Here is an 18,831-nt window from a genome sequence, read left to right on the forward strand (position 1 = left end):
GTTACCTGATGCTTAGAGGCTTTTCCTGGAAGCAGGGCATTTGTTACTTCAGCACCGTAGTGCCTCGTCATCACACCTCAGCGTTAATAAACGACCGGATTTACCTAATCGTTCCGCCTACATGCTTAAACCGGACAACCGTCGCCCGGCTAACATAGCCTTCTCCGTCCCCCCTTCGCAGTAACACCAAGTACAGGAATATTAACCTGTTTCCCATCGACTACGCCTTTCGGCCTCGCCTTAGGGGTCGACTCACCCTGCCCCGATTAACGTTGGACAGGAACCCTTGGTCTTCCGGCGAGCGGGCTTTTCACCCGCTTTTATCGTTACTTATGTCAGCATCGCACTTCTGATACCTCCAGCAACCCTCACAGGCCACCTTCAACGGCTTACAGAACGCTCCCCTACCCAACAACACATAGTGTCGCTGCCGCAGCTTCGGTGCATGGTTTAGCCCCGTTACATCTTCCGCGCAGGCCGACTCGACCAGTGAGCTATTACGCTTCTTTAAATGATGGCTGCTTCTAAGCCAACCATCCTGGCTGTCTGTGCCTTCCCACATCGTTTCCCACTTAACCATGACTTTGGGACCTTAGCTGGCGGTCTGGGTTGTTTCCCTCTTCACGACGGACGTTAGCACCCGCCGTGTGTCTCCCGTGATAACATTCTTCGGTATTCGTAGTTTGCATCGGGTTGGTAAGCCGGGATGGCCCCCTAGCCGAAACAGTGCTCTACCCCCGAAGATGAGTTCACGAGGCGCTACCTAAATAGCTTTCGGGGAGAACCAGCTATCTCCCGGTTTGATTGGCCTTTCACCCCCAGCCACAAGTCATCCGCTAATTTTTCAACATTAGTCGGTTCGGTCCTCCAGTTAGTGTTACCCAACCTTCAACCTGCCCATGGCTAGATCACCGGGTTTCGGGTCGTATACCCTGCAACTTAACGCCCAGTTAAGACTCGGTTTCCCTCGGCTCCCCTATACGGTTAACCTTTGCTACAGAATATAAGTCGCTGACCCATTATACAAAAGGTACGCAGTCACACCACGAAGGTGCTCCCACTGCTTGTACGTACACGGTTTCAGGTTCTTTTTCACTCCCCTCGCCGGGGTTCTTTTCGCCTTTCCCTCACGGTACTGGTTCACTATCGGTCAGTCAGGAGTATTTAGCCTTGGAGGATGGTCCCCCCATATTCAGACAGGATACCACGTGTCCCGCCCTACTCTTCGAGTTCACAACCTGTGCATTTTCGTGTACGGGACTGTCACCCTGTACCGTGCGACTTTCCAGACGCTTCCACTAACACACAAGCTGATTCAGACTCTGGGCTGCTCCCCGTTCGCTCGCCGCTACTGGGGGAATCTCGGTTGATTTCTTTTCCTCGGGGTACTTAGATGTTTCAGTTCCCCCGGTTCGCCTCGTTAACCTATGTATTCAGTTAACGATAGTGCAACGAATTGCACTGGGTTTCCCCATTCGGACATCGCCGGGTCAAAGGTTCATATCACCTCGCCGGCGCTTTTCGCAGATTAGCACGTCCTTCATCGCCTCTGACTGCCAGGGCATCCACCGTGTACGCTTAGTCGCTTAACCTCACAACCCGAAGATGTTTCACTTCTGATTGCGAAAATTTGAGAGACTCGAACACACCATTTAAGATGTGTCGTTTCAATTTTCAGCTTGATCCAGATTTTTAAAGAGCAAATATCTCAAACGTGACTCGTAAGTCAGTTTTGAGATATGACGGCAGGTGACTTTCACTCACGAACCAGCAAGTGGCGTCCCTAGGGGATTCGAACCCCTGTTACCGCCGTGAAAGGGCGGTGTCCTGGGCCTCTAGACGAAGGGACACTGAAGTCTCAATCGCAAGACGCCTTGCTATTTACTTTTCATCAGACAATCTGTGTGAGCACTACAAAGGCAGGTTCTTTAAGGTAAGGAGGTGATCCAACCGCAGGTTCCCCTACGGTTACCTTGTTACGACTTCACCCCAGTCATGAATCACAAAGTGGTAAGCGCCCTCCCGAAGGTTAAGCTACCTACTTCTTTTGCAACCCACTCCCATGGTGTGACGGGCGGTGTGTACAAGGCCCGGGAACGTATTCACCGTAGCATTCTGATCTACGATTACTAGCGATTCCGACTTCATGGAGTCGAGTTGCAGACTCCAATCCGGACTACGACGCACTTTATGAGGTCCGCTTGCTCTCGCGAGGTCGCTTCTCTTTGTATGCGCCATTGTAGCACGTGTGTAGCCCTACTCGTAAGGGCCATGATGACTTGACGTCATCCCCACCTTCCTCCAGTTTATCACTGGCAGTCTCCTTTGAGTTCCCGGCCGGACCGCTGGCAACAAAGGATAAGGGTTGCGCTCGTTGCGGGACTTAACCCAACATTTCACAACACGAGCTGACGACAGCCATGCAGCACCTGTCTCAGAGTTCCCGAAGGCACCAATCCATCTCTGGAAAGTTCTCTGGATGTCAAGAGTAGGTAAGGTTCTTCGCGTTGCATCGAATTAAACCACATGCTCCACCGCTTGTGCGGGCCCCCGTCAATTCATTTGAGTTTTAACCTTGCGGCCGTACTCCCCAGGCGGTCGACTTAACGCGTTAGCTCCGGAAGCCACGCCTCAAGGGCACAACCTCCAAGTCGACATCGTTTACGGCGTGGACTACCAGGGTATCTAATCCTGTTTGCTCCCCACGCTTTCGCACCTGAGCGTCAGTCTTTGTCCAGGGGGCCGCCTTCGCCACCGGTATTCCTCCAGATCTCTACGCATTTCACCGCTACACCTGGAATTCTACCCCCTCTACAAGACTCTAGCCTGCCAGTTTCGAATGCAGTTCCCAGGTTGAGCCCGGGGATTTCACATCCGACTTGACAGACCGCCTGCGTGCGCTTTACGCCCAGTAATTCCGATTAACGCTTGCACCCTCCGTATTACCGCGGCTGCTGGCACGGAGTTAGCCGGTGCTTCTTCTGCGGGTAACGTCAATCGCTGAGGTTATTAACCTCAACGCCTTCCTCCCCGCTGAAAGTACTTTACAACCCGAAGGCCTTCTTCATACACGCGGCATGGCTGCATCAGGCTTGCGCCCATTGTGCAATATTCCCCACTGCTGCCTCCCGTAGGAGTCTGGACCGTGTCTCAGTTCCAGTGTGGCTGGTCATCCTCTCAGACCAGCTAGGGATCGTCGCCTAGGTGAGCCGTTACCCCACCTACTAGCTAATCCCATCTGGGCACATCTGATGGCAAGAGGCCCGAAGGTCCCCCTCTTTGGTCTTGCGACGTTATGCGGTATTAGCTACCGTTTCCAGTAGTTATCCCCCTCCATCAGGCAGTTTCCCAGACATTACTCACCCGTCCGCCGCTCGCCGGCAAAGTAGCAAGCTACTTTCCGCTGCCGCTCGACTTGCATGTGTTAGGCCTGCCGCCAGCGTTCAATCTGAGCCATGATCAAACTCTTCAATTTAAGTTTGATGCTCGTGAATTAAACTTCGTAATGAATTACGTATGTTCACTCAGAGACTTGGTATTCATTTTTCGTCCGAGGACGTTAAGAATCCATGTCACTTTGAGTGCCCACACAGATTGTCTGATAAATTGTTAAAGAGCAGTGCAACGCGGCTTTCGCTCACCGTTGCGAGGTGGCGTATATTACGCTTTCCTCTTTCAGAGTCAACCCGTTATTTCAGGATTTTTTCTCTTCAACCGACCGCGTTGTCTGTGAAGTGATTCACATCCGCCGTGTCGATGGAGGCGCATTATAGGGATCCCAATTTTTAGCACAAGTATTTTTTAGATCTTTTTTTCCGACTGCTGATTTTCCGCGCTTTTCGCTGAAATCCCGCCCGATCTGCTTAAATATTGACGTATTTTGCCTTGCCTCGATCGACGAATACGATCAAAGTCTTCTGTATAGCGCTCATTCTCAGAGGTAGTTATGTCTGCAGTATTACGTCCTTATAAAGATCTGTTCCCCAAACAAGGCGATCGCGTAATGATCGACGCCAGTAGTGTGGTCATTGGTGATGTCCGACTGGCCGATGACGTTAGTATCTGGCCACTCGTTGCCATCAGGGGAGACGTTAACTATGTGTCTATTGGCGCGCGAACCAATATTCAGGACGGTAGCGTTCTGCACGTCACGCACAAATCGTCCTATAACCCGAAAGGCAATCCCCTCATTATTGGAGAAGATGTTACCGTCGGCCATAAAGTCATGCTTCACGGCTGCACTGTCGGAAATCGCGTACTTGTTGGCATGGGGTCGATTTTACTGGATGGCGTCATAGTAGAAGATGACGTGATGATTGGCGCCGGTAGCCTGGTCCCGCAGAACAAACGGCTGGAGAGCGGCTATCTCTATCTGGGAAGCCCGGTAAAACAGATCCGCCCCCTGAAGGAGGCGGAGATCGAAGGATTAAAATACTCGGCGAACAACTACGTAAAATGGAAGAATGACTATTTGGATCAGGATAACCAAACCCAACCCTGATCGTCTTCCTGCTGTTCGCGGATTAAATCGCTGGCTTCCTCTTCCAGATCCCAGCGATTTTCGCAAAATACCGCTAGCGGGTCTGTGCCGCCAAAACGATGCAACAGCGTTTCTCCATGGATGGCACAGGTAAGCTGCATACCCTGCACCAGCACAGGAAAACAGACCGCTTGTTTATGCTCATCCCAGCTCTCTCTGTCCGGGAAATGAATAGCCTGATTCACGCCGAAAGCTCCTGCTTTAGCTTTTCAATGACCGGCTCGACAGCAGGCAACACTCCGTGCCAGAGCAGTACCGCATGCGCAGCCTGCCCCACCAGCATTCCCAGCCCATCGGCTAACTGTTTCGCGCCGTGTTGTTCACACCAGTTCAGGAAAGGCGTCTTACCTTTCTGATAGAACATGTCATAGAAGTACATATGCGCACTGACCAACGAAGCGGGGATCGCCGGGATCTCGCCACTGATGCCGCTGGATGTGGCATTAATGACAAGATCGAACTCACGTTCAGCAAGATCGTCAAGCGCTACCGCGCTCACGCTGCCGGTATGCGCAAACAACGCCGCCAGCGCTTCTGCCCGGGAAAAGGTTCTGTTAGTAATGGTCACTGAACAGTCCAGGGAAAGCAGAGGCAACAGAACGCCCCTCGATGCACCACCCGCGCCAATCAGCAGAACCCGGAATCCGGGTTTGATAAAGGAGAGTCTTTCCAGATCGCTGAGTAAACCAATCCCGTCGGTGTTGTCACCCAGAAGGCGTCCATCCTCAAGCCGTTTTAGGGTATTGACTGCACCTGCAAGTGAAGCGCGCTCGGTCAGCTCATCTGCACGTTCGAATGCTTCTTCTTTAAACGGGACCGTCACATTCGCGCCTTTGCCCCCCGCGGCGAAAAAGGCCTCCAGCGTTGGGATAAAGGCATCCACTGGCGCCAGTACGCGCCCATAGGGATGATCTATCTGCAGCTGCTCCGCGAATTGCTGATGAATCCACGGTGACTTGCTGTGTGCAATCGGATTACCAAAAACAGCATAGGTTTCCATGAGATTACCCCTGGCGAAAACGTTCGCCGGTCAAAGCGTCGCGAATCTCAGACGGATTCAGGCGCCCTCCCGTTTCACCGACAGCGACAGGAAAGTCATTCCCGAACTGCGCCAGCACTTCTTCAGTTGTCCGACAAGGCGGCTGCCCGGTCAGGTTGGCGCTGGTTGAGACCAGTGGTTTACCAAATGCCAGGCACAGCTCCACCACCAGCGGATGGTCAGTGACGCGAACGGCAAGGGAGTCAAAGCGTCCGGTTAACCAGCGCGGCGTTGTAGGCTGAGCCGGGAAGACGAAGGTTACTGGTCCAGGCCATGCGGAGAAGATTGTCTCGCGCTGTGCCGGTGTCAGCATAGAATCATCGATATAGGGTTTAAGCTGCTCGTAATTCGCAGCGATCAAAATCAGCCCTTTCTCGACGGGTCTTTGTTTAAGAGTAAGCAGACGGCTCACAGCCGTTTCGCTGTCAGGATCGCAACCGACCCCAAAAACAGCTTCAGTTGGATAGGCGATGACTTCTTCATTTTTCAGTACGTCCACGGCATGCGCAATGGAGCCTGATGGCAGGTTATTATTCACTATTTTGATCCGCCGTAACCGGCTTTCCACATTGTTTACTGGCGCAGAAGCGTTTCATGCCTTGCGCGGTTTTCTTCTCTATCAGTAGCGGATAATTGCAATGAGGGCAGATTCCCGCTACCGGCTTAAAATTGATAACGAACTGGCATTCAGGGTAGCGATCGCACGAATGGAAAGTCTTACCATAACGGGAGCGGCGCTGTACCAGCTGACCTCGCTGACACTGAGGGCAGGCAATTGCCGTTTCATCAGGCTTATCAATTTGTTCCGTATGTTCACATTCCGGGTAGCGGCTACATCCAATAAACATGCCGAAACGCCCCTGACGTAGCGCGAGTTCGCCACCGCAAAGAGGACAAAGCTGCCCCTCCAGAATTTTAACGATATGTCCATCCGCCTGGCTTTTCAGAGGACGAACATAATCGCATTCCGGATAGTGAGAACAACCGAGAAACGGGCCGTGTTTCCCGGACCGAATAACAAGTTCAGCCCCGCACTGCGGGCAGGGCTCGTTTTTATGCACCGTGAATAGTGCTGATTTGGCCATAACAACTCTTGGTGCTGCACATTGAATTAGTGCAGCATACCTTCATTCACTTCAAAGAGTAATTCTTCCATTTGCTGATAGGCATTTTCACAGCCCGGGATATTAAACAGAACCATCAGGATCACCCATTTGAGATCTTCCAGTTCAAATTCTGCGGTATCCAGCGCCATGACGCGCTCTATCACCATTTCTCTCGTTTCGAGGTTTAGCACCTGAATCTGCTCAAGGAATAAAATGAACCCCCGGCAGCTGGCGTCCAGCCGTTCACACTCTTCAGCGGTATAAATGCGTACTGACAATGGGTCAGAAGCAAGCTGCATCGGTTCGGCAAGGCCTTCCTGATAATCAGCCAGTTTTTCCAGCCACATCAACGCATTGTAGATATCTTCCCGCTCAAATCCCGCATCGGTAAGATCCTGTGTCAACTTGTCCTGATCCACTCGCATTTCTGCTTCGTTATGGATGTAAGTCTCAAACAAATACATCAGTACGTCGAACATGGCATGCCCTCCTTAATCGGACATAGCCGCCGGGTACAGCTGCGATCCACCCTGCTAACTCCAGTTCGAGTAGCTGTGCTACCGTTACTGGCACAGGTTGGCCGGCACGTTCAGCGACAACGTCAACAGGTGTTACCTCATCTCCTACGTTAGCCAGGAGCTTGGGAAATGGCAATGCCACCTTTCCCTGATCTGATGAATATTGTCGCTTTTCGGGATCTTCCTGCAGCCATTGCAGCCCATATTGCAAATTTTCAAGAATGTCCCCGACTTCCGTTACCGGTGTTGCCCCCTGCTTAATCAGCCAGTGCGGTCCCTCGCATCCGGGATTACCTATCGGGCCTGGCAAGGCGAAGACTTCTCGCCCCTGTTCGAGCGCGCACCGTGCCGTGACCAGCGAACCGCTTCGCCGCGCGGCTTCAACGACCAGCACGCCTTTGCTAAGGCCGCTGATGATGCGATTACGACGCGGAAAGTTTGCCGGTCGGGGCTGCGCGGAAAGCGGAAACTCAGATACTATCGCGCCGTCAGACTCAATAAGCCGCATCGCCAATGCCTGATGCCGGCGTGGGTAAATGCTAAAAAGACCGTTCCCCAGCACCGCGACACTTCGTCCTTTTACTGACAGCGCCGCGCTGTGGGCAACGCCGTCAATACCACAGGCCAGCCCGCTGGTGATCGTGAAACCACTTTGTGAAAGTTGTTCGCACAGGATTTTCCCCCACCGCTCGCCGTACCATGACGGCGCACGACTGCCTACCACCGCCAGCTGAACGGTATTAAGCGCCTCAGGGTTACCTTTTATGAATAATGCTCCGGGATAATCAGGGATCGTGCGGAGCAAAGGGGGATAAAGGGGATGGTTGGCCGTTAATAAATGATGACCCGGCTGCTCAAGCCATATCAGGCTACGTTCCAGCTCACTCTCATCGAACGCAACGAATCGTTCAGCCTGCTTAGCTGTCAATCCAGCGTTTCTCAGAACAAGCGTGTCGATGCCTTCCTGCCTCTGCAGTCGTGCAGCCGCTTCCACCATGACATCACCACACAAAGAACCTGTGTGCATGAGCCGTAGCCAAATCTCGGTAGATGTCATCCTTTCCCCTGCCATAAGCGGTCTCCGCAATCATTGCGATTGGTCACTGATGCTGTCAATCGATGGGGGATTTGTCTAGAATAGAGGGAGTATTCTTATCAACTCCTGAACACGACTCTGGAAATTTATGGCAGTTTTGCAAGTATTACATATTCCGGACGAGCGCCTTCGCATCGTCGCTGAACCGGTTAAAGAAGTGAATGCAGAAATCCAGCGTATCGTTGATGATATGTTCGATACCATGTACGCCGAAGAAGGCATTGGCCTGGCGGCAACGCAGGTGGACATTCACAAGCGTATTATCGTGATCGACGTTTCTGAGAATCGCGATGGTCGTCTGGTGCTGATCAACCCAGAGCTGCTTGAAAAGAGTGGCGAAACCGGTATTGAGGAAGGCTGTCTCTCCATTCCTGAACAGCGTGCGTTAGTGCCGCGTGCTGAGAAAGTGAAAATTCGCGCTCTGGATCGTGACGGTAATCCGTTCGAACTGGAGGCAGATGACCTGCTGGCGATTTGTATTCAGCATGAGATGGATCACCTGGTCGGTAAACTGTTTATCGATTATCTCTCGCCGCTGAAACAGCAGCGTATTCGTCAGAAAGTAGAGAAACTGGATCGTTTGCGTTCTCGCGCATAACGTCCCACCGGATACAAGGATCATCGTGTCTAAATCACTACGTATTATCTTCGCGGGAACCCCTGATTTTGCAGCGCGTCATCTTGACGCGCTGTTATCGTCTGGTCACCAGATTGTTGGCGTCTTTACCCAACCGGACCGTCCTGCTGGTCGCGGCAAAAAACTGATGCCGAGCCCGGTCAAGGTGCTGGCAAAAGAGCATGGGCTTCCTGTTTTCCAGCCCGCATCGCTGCGCCCGCAGGAAAATCAGCAACTGGTTGCTGACCTGAATGCCGACGTAATGGTGGTAGTGGCTTACGGTTTAATTCTGCCAAAAGCCGTGCTTGATATGCCGCGTCTGGGTTGTATCAACGTGCATGGGTCCCTGCTCCCACGCTGGCGTGGTGCAGCACCTATCCAGCGCGCGCTGTGGGCGGGTGATCCCGAAACGGGCGTTACCATCATGAAGATGGACGTAGGTTTAGACACCGGCGACATGCTCTATAAACTGGCCTGCCCCATTACGTCAGACGATACCAGCGCCACGCTGTATGACAAACTGGCAGACCTTGGCCCACAAGGGCTCATCGAGACGCTTCAGCAGCTTGCTGACAATACGGTAAAACCAGAAGTTCAGGACGACGCGCAGGTAACCTACGCCGAAAAGCTGAGCAAAGAAGAAGCGCGGATCGACTGGTCCCTGTCAGCCGCTCAGCTTGAACGTTGCATTCGCGCTTTTAATCCGTGGCCGATGAGCTGGTTGGAAATTGATGGGCAGCCAGTAAAAGTCTGGAAAGCCTCCGTCATTAGCAGCGCTACCACGGTGGAACCCGGTACGATTATTGATGCCAGCAAGAACGGCATCCAGGTGGCGACTGCGCAAGGGATTTTGAATCTTGAATCGCTCCAACCGGCCGGTAAGAAAGCCATGAGTGCTCAGGATCTACTAAATTCCCGTCGCGAATGGTTTATCCCTGGCAATCGCCTTGCCTGAGCAAATTTATTCTTAAGGCCCGGTGTTTCCGGGCATTTTTATTTTTACGGTTATGAAAAAACAAAATCTACGCAGCATGGCGGCCCAGGCCGTCGAGCAGGTTATCGAGCAGGGCCAGTCACTGAGCAACGTCCTGCCTCCCCTGCAGCAAAAAGTCTCTGATAAAGATAAAGCCCTGCTTCAGGAGCTCTGCTTTGGCGTCCTGCGCACACTCTCTCAGCTTGAGTGGTTGATTAACAAGCTGATGTCCCGCCCAATGACGGGCAAGCAGCGCACCGTACATTATTTAATTATGGTGGGTTTTTATCAGCTTCTTCATACCCGCATCCCACCTCATGCCGCGCTGGCAGAGACGGTGGAAGGTGCCGTTGCGATTAAACGTCCTCAGCTGAAAGGGCTGATCAACGGCGTATTGCGTCAGTTCCAGCGACAGCAGGATGAGCTTCTGGCTGAATTTGCCCAAAACGAAGCGCGCTTCCTGCATCCGGACTGGCTGTTGAAGCGCCTGAAAAAAGCTTATCCGCAGCAGTGGCAGGACATTGCCGATGCCAACAACCAGCGTCCGCCAATGTGGTTACGCGTGAATCGTAATCACCACACCCGTGACGCATGGCTGGCATTACTCGAAGAAGCTGGAATGAGCGGCTTCACCCATGACGCATACCCTGATGCCGTGCGCTTAGCATCGCCTGCACCGGTACATGCATTACCCGGCTTTGAAGAGGGTTGGGTAACGGTACAGGATGCTTCTGCTCAGGGTTGCATGACCTGGCTTAAACCCCAAAACGGTGAGCAGATCCTCGATCTTTGCGCCGCACCAGGGGGCAAAACGACGCATATTCTTGAAGTGGCTCCGCAGGCCAGCGTGATGGCAGTGGACGTTGATGAGCAACGTCTTTCACGCGTCTACGACAACCTCAAGCGCCTGGGCATGAAGGCACAGGTTAAGCAAGGCGATGGACGCAAACCCGCAGAATGGTGTGGCGAAGCACAATTCGATCGCATTTTGCTGGATGCCCCCTGCTCTGCAACCGGTGTGATTCGTCGTCATCCGGATATCAAGTGGCTGCGTCGCGATCGTGATATTAGTGAGCTTGCCCAACTGCAATCCGACATCCTTGACGCCATCTGGCCGCATCTCAAACCCGGCGGCACGCTGGTCTATGCAACCTGTTCAGTACTGCCGGAAGAAAACAGTCAGCAAATCGCGGCCTTCCTTAAACGAACCCCGGACGCGGCGCTGCACGATACGGGAACGCCTGAATGCCCGGGTCAGCAGAATCTGCCGGGTGCAGAAGAGGGTGATGGCTTCTTTTACGCTAAGCTAATCAAAGAGTGATGTTGAGAACAGGTCACGAGAGATGAAGATTATCATTCTGGGCGCAGGACAGGTTGGTGGAACGCTGGCGGAAAATCTGGTTGGCGAAAACAACGATATCACCATCGTGGATACCAACGGCGATCGCCTGCGTGTTTTACAGGACAAATTTGACCTGCGCGTTGTGCAGGGTCATGGTTCGCACCCGCGCGTTCTTCGTGAGGCGGGTGCTGACGATGCCGACATGCTGGTTGCGGTGACCAGTTCTGACGAAACCAATATGGTGGCCTGTCAGGTGGCCTACTCGCTTTTTAACACGCCAAACCGAATCGCGCGCATCCGCTCTCCGGACTATGTTCGCGATGCTGAGAAACTGTTTAATTCAGAAGCAGTTCCTATTGACCATCTTATCGCGCCAGAACAGCTGGTGATCGACAATATCTACCGTCTGATCGAATATCCGGGCGCCCTGCAGGTGGTGAACTTTGCCGAAGGTAAAGTGAGCCTGGCCGTCGTTAAGGCCTATTACGGCGGCCCGTTGATTGGCAACGCGTTGTCCACCATGCGCGAGCATATGCCGCATATTGATACGCGCGTCGCGGCTATTTTCCGCCACGACAGACCTATCCGCCCGCAGGGCTCTACGATTGTCGAAGCCGGGGACGAAGTCTTCTTTATTGCGGCTTCACAGCATATTCGTGCGGTGATGAGTGAACTTCAGCGTCTCGAAAAACCCTATAAACGCATTATGCTGGTCGGCGGCGGCAATATTGGTGCCGGTCTGGCACACCGGCTGGAAAAAGATTACAGCGTAAAATTGATCGAACGCGATCAGCAGCGAGCGGCTGAACTGGCGGAAAAACTGCAAAATACGATCGTATTTTATGGCGATGCGTCAGATCAGGAGTTGCTGGCTGAAGAGCATATTGATCAAGTTGATCTTTTTATTGCCATCACCAACGACGACGAGGCGAATATAATGTCTGCCATGCTCGCGAAACGTATGGGGGCAAAGAAGGTCATGGTGCTTATCCAGCGCAAAGCCTATGTTGATCTGGTTCAGGGCAGCGTCATTGATATTGCCATTTCGCCGCAGCAGGCGACAATTTCCGCGTTACTGAGCCATGTGCGTAAAGCGGATATTGTTGGGGTATCATCGCTTCGTCGCGGGGTAGCGGAAGCCATTGAAGCCGTAGCGCACGGAGATGAAACCACATCACGCGTCGTGGGCCGTTCGATAGACGAAATTAAGCTGCCACCGGGCACCATTATTGGTGCTGTCGTGCGCGGGAATGATGTCATGATTGCCAATGATAATTTGCGCATTGAGCAAGGCGATCACGTTATTATGTTCCTTACCGATAAAAAGTTTATTACCGACGTCGAACGTTTATTCCAGCCAAGCCCATTCTTCCTTTAATGTGTCGGGTGCTCTCAAATGGGGTACCCGCTCTTTATCCTTCTCATTTCTGTGCCTTTTATTTTGCATAACGTTTAATTATCACGAATGGCAATTAGCTAATCATTTGTTAAACTTATAGTCGTCAGCTGGCACAAGGAGAACAAAATGAGTTTTATTAAAGAATTTCGCGAATTTGCGATGCGCGGAAACGTGGTGGATTTGGCAGTGGGTGTCATTATTGGTGCAGCATTCGGCAAGATTGTTTCATCATTAGTGGCCGACATTATCATGCCACCTTTAGGGTTGCTAATCGGGGGCATTGATTTCAAACAGTTCGCTTTCACGTTGCGTGAAGCACAGGGGGATGTGCCGGCAGTCGTGATGCACTACGGCGTATTTATTCAGAACGTATTTGATTTCGTGATTGTGGCGTTTGCCATTTTTATGGCTATCAAGCTGATCAATAAACTCAACCGTAAAAAAGAAGAGCCGGCAGCAGCGCCTGCACCGACAAAAGAAGAAGTGCTGCTGAGTGAGATTCGCGATCTGTTAAAAGAGCAGAACAAGCGCGTTTAATCAGAAGCTTAAAGCAGGAAGGCCAGTGGTAAATAAGCGATTCGCTTGTTTGCCACTGGCCTCCCAGTTACCCCGTTTTGCATGCTTGCCTTTACGCAGATAACTTCCTTTCCCTTTTTTATTCTTCTCAACGCGCTGTCTGAATAGCGGGTCATGAAGTAGTGCCTCAATGGCATTGTCTTTAATCTGCCCTTTCGTGTGCTGATAGCGGCTCATAAATTCTCCTGAGCATGGTTTATGTCGACGGGAGTCTAGACCCGGTTGGACTAAAAATCAACAGTCCTCGGTTTCCCCACTGGCCCCCTGTTCAAGGGCTTCCAGAATGGAACAATAAATACTGCTGTGGGCCGTGCCACAACAAGCATCATTCAGCCTTTGCAGAGAGCGCTGCATGGTTTGCAATTCCTGAATGCGTGCTTCAACTTCATCCAACCGGGCCTGCACAATGCTTTTTGACTCCTGACAGGTGTGATGTGCCGGATCGATGCGGATCGATAATAACTCGCGGATCGAGTCTAATGTGAAACCGAGCTGGCGCGCATAACGAATAAACCGCAGGCGCTGCAGATCGTTATCGGTATAAAGTCGGAAGCCACCTTCAGTACGAACTTCATGATCGATCATCTGCTGCTTTTCGTAATATCGGATGGTATCCGGTGTGACGTTCGCGAGCTTCGCAAGTTCACCGATACGGTACATAACTACTCCTCGTTTATTTTCCGCAACAAGCGTTCACCGTATTCACCGTGCAGAAAGTCAGTATTCATTCCTGCCTGACGCAGTTTAAGTTCAAGCACGGCGAGACGGCGGCTAAGTTCAGAATGTCGCGGATCGTCCTGACGGATCCCTTTTAGCAGATCGACAAGTTCAACAGCCTCTCTGCGCTGTTCGAGCTCAGGAGGGAGACAGCCTGCATTCTTTAGTAAACGGTATCCCGCGCGTAATTCAGGCGCAATATGCGAGTCATCGTCAAGCATAAGGGGTTCGCCGCGTCCCGGAAGATCGTCGAATTCACCTTTTTTTTGGGCATCACGAATATGGCGTTCTGCCCACTGGTCAAGCAGCCACATTACCCGCTCCAGAGGATGAACAGAATTGATACAGATATTGTAGAGAAGTGGGGATATCGCGGATATAAAAAAACCCGCCGGAGCGGGTTTTTTTACGTTACTGCAGATTACTCTGCAGCAGCTTCTGCTTTCTCTGAACGATCAACCAGCTCGATGTAAGCCATCGGCGCGTTGTCGCCTGCACGGAAGCCACACTTCAGAATGCGAGTGTAACCACCGGCACGGCTCGCGAAACGCGGGCCCAGTTCGTTAAACAGTTTTGCCACGATCTCGTTATCACGAGTACGGGCGAATGCCAGACGACGATTAGCAACGCTGTCAGTCTTGGCAAGAGTAATCAGCGGCTCAACTACGCGACGCAGCTCTTTCGCTTTAGGCAGGGTCGTCTTGATGATCTCATGACGAACCAGTGAACCTGCCATGTTGCGGAACATAGCCTGGCGATGGCTGCTGTTGCGGTTCAGTTGACGACCACTCTTACGATGGCGCATGACCTTATCCTTCTCAGTAAAACCTTAACCTGTGATCCGGTTACTCGTCAGCAATGCTTGCCGGTGGCCAGTTTTCCAGGCGCATGCCCAGAGACAGACCACGTGAAGCCAGCACGTCTTTAATCTCGGTAAGAGATTTTTTACCCAGGTTCGGCGTTTTCAGCAACTCAACCTCGGTACGCTGTACCAGATCACCGATATAGTGGATAGCTTCTGCCTTGAGGCAGTTAGCAGAGCGGACAGTCAATTCGAGATCGTCAACAGGGCGCAGCAGGATCGGATCGAATTCTGGTTTCTCTTCTTTCACTTCCGGCTGACGAACATCACGTAAGTCAACGAAAGCTTCCAGTTGTTCTGCCAGGATGGTTGCCGCACGACGAATCGCCTCTTCAGGATCGATTGTGCCGTTGGTTTCCATTTCGATGACCAGCTTGTCCAGGTCGGTACGCTGTTCTACACGCGCTGCTTCAACATTGTAGGCAATACGCTCTACAGGGCTGTAGCATGCGTCGACCAGCAGACGGCCGATTGGGCGCTCATCTTCTTCCGAATGAATTCGGGCAGAAGCCGGCACATAACCACGACCGCGCTGAACTTTGATACGCATGCTAATAGCTGCGTTCTCATCGGTCAGGTGGCAGATCACGTGCTGCGGCTTGACGATTTCAACATCACCGTCGTGGGTGATGTCGGCTGCAGTCACAGGGCCAATGCCAGATTTATTCAGAGTAAGAATAACTTCATCTTTACCCTGAACTCTCACCGCCAGCCCTTTCAGGTTGAGCAGGATTTCAAGGATATCTTCCTGAACGCCTTCTTTGGTGCTGTACTCATGAAGTACACCATCAATCTCAACCTCGGTCACCGCGCAACCCGGCATCGATGAGAGCAGAATACGGCGCAGTGCGTTACCCAGAGTATGGCCAAAGCCACGCTCTAAAGGCTCAAGGGTCACCTTGGCGTGCGTCGAACTCACTTGCTCGATATCTACCAGGCGCGGTTTTAGAAACTCTGTCACAGAACCCTGCATTGTGTCCTCTCTTTGGTACTAAGCTTTACTTGGAGTAAAGCTCGACGATCAGGTGTTCGTTAATGTCCGCAGACAGATCAGAACGTTCTGGCTGACGCTTGAACGTACCTTCCATCTTGCCAGCATCAACTTCCAGCCAGGTTGGCTTTTCACGCTGCTCAGCCAGCTCCAGAGCGGCCTTCACGCGAGATTGCTTTTTCGCTTTCTCACGAATGCTAACAACGTCATTCGCTTTAACCTGATAAGAAGCGATGTTAACAACACGACCGTTTACCATGATTGCTTTGTGGCTAACCAGCTGACGTGATTCAGCACGAGTAGCGCCGAAGCCCATACGGTATACAACGTTGTCCAGACGACCTTCCAGCAGAGCCAGCAGGTTTTCACCTGTGTTGCCTTTCAGACGTGCTGCTTCTTTATAGTAGTTACGGAACTGACGCTCCAGCACACCGTACATACGGCGAACTTTTTGCTTTTCACGCAACTGCACACCATAGTCAGACAGACGCGGTTTACGCGCACCGTGCTGGCCAGGAGCTTGTTCAATTTTACACTTGGTATCGATCGCGCGAACGCCAGACTTAAGGAATAAGTCGGTGCCCTCACGACGGCTCAGCTTGAGCTTAGGACCCAAATATCTTGCCATTTTCTATCTCCAACTAACCTAAAAAACGAGCGTTATACGCGACGTTTTTTCGGCGGACGACAACCGTTATGAGGGATCGGAGTCACATCAGTAATATTAGTGATGCGGAAACCAGCGGCGTTCAGAGCGCGAACAGTAGATTCACGACCCGGACCCGGACCTTTAACCATAACTTCCAGATTCTTGATGCCGTATTCTTTTACGGCTTCTGCGCAACGCTCTGCTGCAACCTGAGCTGCGAACGGAGTGGATTTGCGAGAACCACGGAAACCGGAACCACCGGCTGTTGCCCAACCCAATGCGTTACCCTGACGATCAGTAATAGTAACGATGGTGTTGTTGAAAGAAGCATGGATATGAGCCACGCCGTCAGAGACTTGTTTTCTTACACGTTTACGTGCACGAACTGGTGCCTTTGCCATTATTCAATCACCCCGATTATTTCTTGATCGGTTTGCGCGGACCCTTACGGGTACGTGCGTTGGTCTTAGTACGCTGACCGCGCACTGGCAGACCACGACGATGACGCAAACCGCGATAGCAACCAAGATCCATCAGGCGCTTGATGCTCATGCTGATTTCACGGCGCAGATCACCTTCAACGACAAATTTGGCAACTTCGTCACGCAGCGTGTCGATTTGTTCTTCAGACAGCTCACTGATCTTAACATCTTCAGCGATACCCGCTGCAGCCAGAATGGCCTTAGAACGGGTCTTGCCGATGCCGTAGATCGAAGTTAATGCGATCACAGCATGTTTCTGATCAGGAATGTTAATGCCTGCTATACGGGCCACTATGCACTCCTACTATTTAATATGTACGCACCATGCTGAAAAGCCCGTTTTCAGGATACTCAAATGGAAACGTACAGACATACAAAAGATTGGCTGGCTAATCTAGCCAGCTCAACCCAACTTTGCAAGAAAAATATGCGAAATAATCAGCCTTGGCGCTGTTTATGCTTCGGCTCGGCACTGCAAATCACACGGATGACACCATCACGCTTAACGATTTTGCAGTTACGGCATAATTTCTTGACGGAAGCACGAACTTTCATTTTTACTCTCCGTAACTTCTCAGGCGACCAATTAGCGGCCGTAGCCTTTCAGGTTCGCCTTCTTCAATGCAGACTCATACTGACTAGACATCATCAGAGTTTGCACTTGAGCCATAAAGTCCATAATCACGACAACAACGATAAGCAGTGAGGTCCCACCGAAGTAGAACGGTACTTTCATTGCATCACGCATGAACTCCGGGATCAGGCAGATAAAAGTAATATAGAGCGCACCAACCAAAGTCAGGCGGGTCATTACTTTATCGATATACTTCGCCGTTTGCTCTCCCGGACGAATTCCTGGTACAAATGCACCGGACTTCTTCAGGTTATCTGCTGTTTCACGCGGGTTGAAGACCAACGCCGTGTAGAAGAAACAGAAGAAGATGATCGCAGACGCATAGAGTAACACATAAAGTGGTTGCCCAGGCTGCAAATACAGCGAAATTGTTGTCAGCCAGTTCCAACCAGTACCGCCCCCGAACCATGACGCGATGGTTGCCGGGAACAGAATAATACTGGAAGCGAAGATAGCCGGGATAACCCCCGCCATGTTCACTTTCAGCGGTAAATGTGTGCTCTGTGCAGCATAGACACGACGACCTTGCTGACGCTTAGCGTAGTTCACCACAATGCGGCGTTGACCACGTTCAACGAAGACAACAAAGAACGTCACTGCAAATACTAATACTGCAACCAACAGCAACAGGAGGAAGTGCAGGTCGCCTTGACGCGCTTGCTCGATAGTGTGGGCGATGGCTGGCGGGAGGCCCGCAACAATACCGGCGAAGATAATGATTGAGATACCGTTACCGATACCGCGCTCAGTAATCTGTTCGCCGAGCCACATCAGGAACATTGTCCCTGTGACCAGACTTACAACAGCGGTGAAGTAGAATGCAAAGCCCGGGTTTAACACCAGGCCCTGCATACCAGGCATATTCGGCAGACCGGTAGCAATACCGATCGACTGGAATATTGCCAGCACCAGAGTACCGTAACGGGTGTACTGACTAATCTTACGACGTCCAGACTCCCCTTCTTTCTTCAACTCTGCCAGGGCCGGATGAACGACCGTCAGCAGCTGGATAATAATCGATGCCGAAATGTACGGCATAATACCCAGTGCGAAGATAGAAGCACGGCTGAGAGCACCACCAGAGAACATGTTGAACATTTCAATGATGGTGCCTCGCTGTTGCTCAAGCAGTTTGGCAAGTACAGCGGCATCGATACCAGGGATCGGAATAAAAGAGCCAATACGGAACACAATCAGCGCGCCGATAACAAACAGCAGTCTGCGTTTCAGCTCGCCAAATCCACCTTTGGCACTTTGAAAATCTAATCCCGGTTGCTTAGCCATCTGCTAC

Annotated in this window: 22 protein-coding genes, 1 tRNA gene and 2 rRNA genes; 6 read left to right on the plus strand and 19 right to left on the minus strand. The window is 51.8% G+C overall.

Annotation, left to right across the window (positions count from 1 at the left end):
• The 3 genes from PI91_RS22140 to PI91_RS22150 form a co-directional block, all read right to left on the minus strand.
• A 23S ribosomal RNA gene (locus PI91_RS22140) occupies window positions 1-1,592 on the minus strand; the annotation flags it as partial.
• A gap of 183 nt (window positions 1,593-1,775) precedes the next feature.
• A tRNA-Glu gene (locus PI91_RS22145) sits at window positions 1,776-1,849 on the minus strand.
• Window positions 1,850-1,934: 85 nt separating this feature from the next.
• Window positions 1,935-3,475 (minus strand): 16S ribosomal RNA (locus PI91_RS22150).
• A 471-nt stretch (window positions 3,476-3,946) separates the two neighbouring features.
• On the opposite strand from PI91_RS22150, the gene PI91_RS22155 reads away from it, so the two are divergent.
• Window positions 3,947-4,501 (plus strand): gamma carbonic anhydrase family protein, encoded by a 555-nt coding sequence (locus tag PI91_RS22155; protein WP_025912249.1) that lies wholly within the window; start codon window positions 3,947-3,949, stop codon window positions 4,499-4,501.
• Here the strand turns inward: PI91_RS22155 and PI91_RS22160 are convergent.
• From PI91_RS22160 to dprA, 6 genes are read right to left on the minus strand one after another with little or no spacing between them, the layout of a single operon-like run.
• Window positions 4,477-4,725 carry a DUF1488 domain-containing protein gene (locus PI91_RS22160; RefSeq protein WP_023345007.1) on the minus strand — a complete coding sequence of 83 codons (249 nt, stop codon included), beginning with the start codon at window positions 4,723-4,725 and terminating at the stop codon, window positions 4,477-4,479. The genes PI91_RS22155 and PI91_RS22160 overlap by 25 nt on opposite strands.
• Complete coding sequence (gene aroE / locus PI91_RS22165) at window positions 4,722-5,540, minus strand: shikimate dehydrogenase (RefSeq protein ID WP_023345008.1); 819 nt, start codon at window positions 5,538-5,540, stop codon at window positions 4,722-4,724. The genes PI91_RS22160 and aroE overlap by 4 nt, the downstream gene beginning before the upstream one ends.
• 4 nt (window positions 5,541-5,544) lie before the next feature.
• On the minus strand, window positions 5,545-6,117 hold the full coding sequence (gene tsaC / locus PI91_RS22170) for an L-threonylcarbamoyladenylate synthase type 1 TsaC (RefSeq protein WP_008503475.1): 573 nt from the start codon (window positions 6,115-6,117) through the stop codon (window positions 5,545-5,547).
• Window positions 6,110-6,664: a type I DNA topoisomerase gene (locus PI91_RS22175; protein ID WP_023294698.1), complete on the minus strand. Its 555-nt coding sequence runs from the start codon at window positions 6,662-6,664 to the stop codon at window positions 6,110-6,112. The genes tsaC and PI91_RS22175 overlap by 8 nt, the downstream gene beginning before the upstream one ends.
• A gap of 26 nt (window positions 6,665-6,690) precedes the next feature.
• Window positions 6,691-7,164 (minus strand): DUF494 family protein Smg, encoded by a 474-nt coding sequence (gene smg / locus PI91_RS22180; protein WP_008503477.1) that lies wholly within the window; start codon window positions 7,162-7,164, stop codon window positions 6,691-6,693.
• On the minus strand, window positions 7,136-8,260 hold the full coding sequence (gene dprA, locus PI91_RS22185) for a DNA-protecting protein DprA (RefSeq protein WP_039267215.1): 1,125 nt from the start codon (window positions 8,258-8,260) through the stop codon (window positions 7,136-7,138). The genes smg and dprA overlap by 29 nt, the downstream gene beginning before the upstream one ends.
• A gap of 127 nt (window positions 8,261-8,387) precedes the next feature.
• Between dprA and def the strand changes: the two genes are divergently transcribed.
• The 5 genes from def (at window position 8,388) to mscL (ending at window position 13,166) form a co-directional block, all read left to right on the plus strand.
• Window positions 8,388-8,897 (plus strand): peptide deformylase, encoded by a 510-nt coding sequence (def, locus tag PI91_RS22190; protein WP_008503479.1) that lies wholly within the window; start codon window positions 8,388-8,390, stop codon window positions 8,895-8,897.
• Between the two features lie 25 nt (window positions 8,898-8,922).
• On the plus strand, window positions 8,923-9,870 hold the full coding sequence (fmt, locus tag PI91_RS22195; RefSeq protein ID WP_039267143.1) for a methionyl-tRNA formyltransferase: 948 nt from the start codon (window positions 8,923-8,925) through the stop codon (window positions 9,868-9,870).
• Window positions 9,871-9,922: 52 nt separating this feature from the next.
• On the plus strand, window positions 9,923-11,209 hold the full coding sequence (gene rsmB, locus PI91_RS22200) for a 16S rRNA (cytosine(967)-C(5))-methyltransferase RsmB (protein WP_039267217.1): 1,287 nt from the start codon (window positions 9,923-9,925) through the stop codon (window positions 11,207-11,209).
• Between the two features lie 22 nt (window positions 11,210-11,231).
• Window positions 11,232-12,608, plus strand: coding sequence for a Trk system potassium transporter TrkA (gene trkA, locus PI91_RS22205; RefSeq protein ID WP_039267144.1), 1,377 nt, complete (start codon window positions 11,232-11,234; stop codon window positions 12,606-12,608).
• Between the two features lie 147 nt (window positions 12,609-12,755).
• Window positions 12,756-13,166 carry a large-conductance mechanosensitive channel protein MscL gene (mscL, locus tag PI91_RS22210; RefSeq protein WP_008503483.1) on the plus strand — a complete coding sequence of 137 codons (411 nt, stop codon included), beginning with the start codon at window positions 12,756-12,758 and terminating at the stop codon, window positions 13,164-13,166.
• Here the strand turns inward: mscL and PI91_RS22215 are convergent, their stop codons facing one another.
• The 10 genes from PI91_RS22215 to secY form a co-directional block, all read right to left on the minus strand.
• Entirely contained in the window at window positions 13,167-13,382 is a 216-nt protein-coding gene (locus tag PI91_RS22215) for an alternative ribosome-rescue factor A (protein ID WP_021242973.1), read from the minus strand.
• A 57-nt stretch (window positions 13,383-13,439) separates the two neighbouring features.
• The gene (zntR, locus tag PI91_RS22220; RefSeq protein WP_021242972.1) at window positions 13,440-13,865 is read right to left on the minus strand and encodes a Zn(2+)-responsive transcriptional regulator; all 426 of its coding nucleotides are present in this window, start codon (window positions 13,863-13,865) and stop codon (window positions 13,440-13,442) included.
• Window positions 13,866-13,867: 2 nt separating this feature from the next.
• Entirely contained in the window at window positions 13,868-14,236 is a 369-nt protein-coding gene (locus PI91_RS22225) for a DUF1992 domain-containing protein (RefSeq protein ID WP_021242971.1), read from the minus strand.
• Between the two features lie 107 nt (window positions 14,237-14,343).
• Entirely contained in the window at window positions 14,344-14,727 is a 384-nt protein-coding gene (gene rplQ, locus PI91_RS22230) for a 50S ribosomal protein L17 (RefSeq protein WP_001216368.1), read from the minus strand.
• Window positions 14,728-14,767: 40 nt separating this feature from the next.
• Window positions 14,768-15,757: a DNA-directed RNA polymerase subunit alpha gene (gene rpoA / locus PI91_RS22235; RefSeq protein WP_002919219.1), complete on the minus strand. Its 990-nt coding sequence runs from the start codon at window positions 15,755-15,757 to the stop codon at window positions 14,768-14,770.
• A 25-nt stretch (window positions 15,758-15,782) separates the two neighbouring features.
• Window positions 15,783-16,403: a 30S ribosomal protein S4 gene (gene rpsD / locus PI91_RS22240; protein ID WP_004868345.1), complete on the minus strand. Its 621-nt coding sequence runs from the start codon at window positions 16,401-16,403 to the stop codon at window positions 15,783-15,785.
• Window positions 16,404-16,435: 32 nt separating this feature from the next.
• The gene (rpsK, locus tag PI91_RS22245; RefSeq protein WP_003863312.1) at window positions 16,436-16,825 is read right to left on the minus strand and encodes a 30S ribosomal protein S11; all 390 of its coding nucleotides are present in this window, start codon (window positions 16,823-16,825) and stop codon (window positions 16,436-16,438) included.
• Window positions 16,826-16,841: 16 nt separating this feature from the next.
• Entirely contained in the window at window positions 16,842-17,198 is a 357-nt protein-coding gene (gene rpsM, locus PI91_RS22250) for a 30S ribosomal protein S13 (protein ID WP_008503488.1), read from the minus strand.
• Window positions 17,199-17,344: 146 nt separating this feature from the next.
• Entirely contained in the window at window positions 17,345-17,461 is a 117-nt protein-coding gene (rpmJ, locus tag PI91_RS22255; RefSeq protein WP_000868187.1) for a 50S ribosomal protein L36, read from the minus strand.
• Window positions 17,462-17,492: 31 nt separating this feature from the next.
• Complete coding sequence (gene secY, locus PI91_RS22260) at window positions 17,493-18,824, minus strand: preprotein translocase subunit SecY (RefSeq protein ID WP_003863305.1); 1,332 nt, start codon at window positions 18,822-18,824, stop codon at window positions 17,493-17,495.
• Window positions 18,825-18,831 lie beyond the last annotated feature (7 nt).

The organism is Enterobacter sp. FB (genome assembly GCF_000805795.1).
Taxonomy (GTDB): Bacteria; Pseudomonadota; Gammaproteobacteria; order Enterobacterales; family Enterobacteriaceae; genus Enterobacter; species Enterobacter roggenkampii.

What these genes read in the sequence shown, in the direction of transcription:
- PI91_RS22155 (WP_025912249.1), top strand. Translation starts at nt 3,947, where the DNA reads ATGTCTGCAGTATTACGTCCTTATAAAGATCTGTTCCCCAAACAAGGC.
- aroE (WP_023345008.1), bottom strand. Translation starts at nt 5,540, where the DNA reads ATGGAAACCTATGCTGTTTTTGGTAATCCGATTGCACACAGCAAGTCA.
- PI91_RS22175 (WP_023294698.1), bottom strand. Translation starts at nt 6,664, where the DNA reads ATGGCCAAATCAGCACTATTCACGGTGCATAAAAACGAGCCCTGCCCG.
- smg (WP_008503477.1), bottom strand. Translation starts at nt 7,164, where the DNA reads ATGTTCGACGTACTGATGTATTTGTTTGAGACTTACATCCATAACGAA.
- dprA (WP_039267215.1), bottom strand. Translation starts at nt 8,260, where the DNA reads ATGACATCTACCGAGATTTGGCTACGGCTCATGCACACAGGTTCTTTG.
- def (WP_008503479.1), top strand. Translation starts at nt 8,388, where the DNA reads ATGGCAGTTTTGCAAGTATTACATATTCCGGACGAGCGCCTTCGCATC.
- rsmB (WP_039267217.1), top strand. Translation starts at nt 9,923, where the DNA reads ATGAAAAAACAAAATCTACGCAGCATGGCGGCCCAGGCCGTCGAGCAG.
- trkA (WP_039267144.1), top strand. Translation starts at nt 11,232, where the DNA reads ATGAAGATTATCATTCTGGGCGCAGGACAGGTTGGTGGAACGCTGGCG.
- mscL (WP_008503483.1), top strand. Translation starts at nt 12,756, where the DNA reads ATGAGTTTTATTAAAGAATTTCGCGAATTTGCGATGCGCGGAAACGTG.
- PI91_RS22215 (WP_021242973.1), bottom strand. Translation starts at nt 13,382, where the DNA reads ATGAGCCGCTATCAGCACACGAAAGGGCAGATTAAAGACAATGCCATT.
- zntR (WP_021242972.1), bottom strand. Translation starts at nt 13,865, where the DNA reads ATGTACCGTATCGGTGAACTTGCGAAGCTCGCGAACGTCACACCGGAT.
- PI91_RS22225 (WP_021242971.1), bottom strand. Translation starts at nt 14,236, where the DNA reads ATGTGGCTGCTTGACCAGTGGGCAGAACGCCATATTCGTGATGCCCAA.
- rplQ (WP_001216368.1), bottom strand. Translation starts at nt 14,727, where the DNA reads ATGCGCCATCGTAAGAGTGGTCGTCAACTGAACCGCAACAGCAGCCAT.
- rpoA (WP_002919219.1), bottom strand. Translation starts at nt 15,757, where the DNA reads ATGCAGGGTTCTGTGACAGAGTTTCTAAAACCGCGCCTGGTAGATATC.
- rpsD (WP_004868345.1), bottom strand. Translation starts at nt 16,403, where the DNA reads ATGGCAAGATATTTGGGTCCTAAGCTCAAGCTGAGCCGTCGTGAGGGC.
- rpsK (WP_003863312.1), bottom strand. Translation starts at nt 16,825, where the DNA reads ATGGCAAAGGCACCAGTTCGTGCACGTAAACGTGTAAGAAAACAAGTC.
- rpmJ (WP_000868187.1), bottom strand. Translation starts at nt 17,461, where the DNA reads ATGAAAGTTCGTGCTTCCGTCAAGAAATTATGCCGTAACTGCAAAATC.
- secY (WP_003863305.1), bottom strand. Translation starts at nt 18,824, where the DNA reads ATGGCTAAGCAACCGGGATTAGATTTTCAAAGTGCCAAAGGTGGATTT.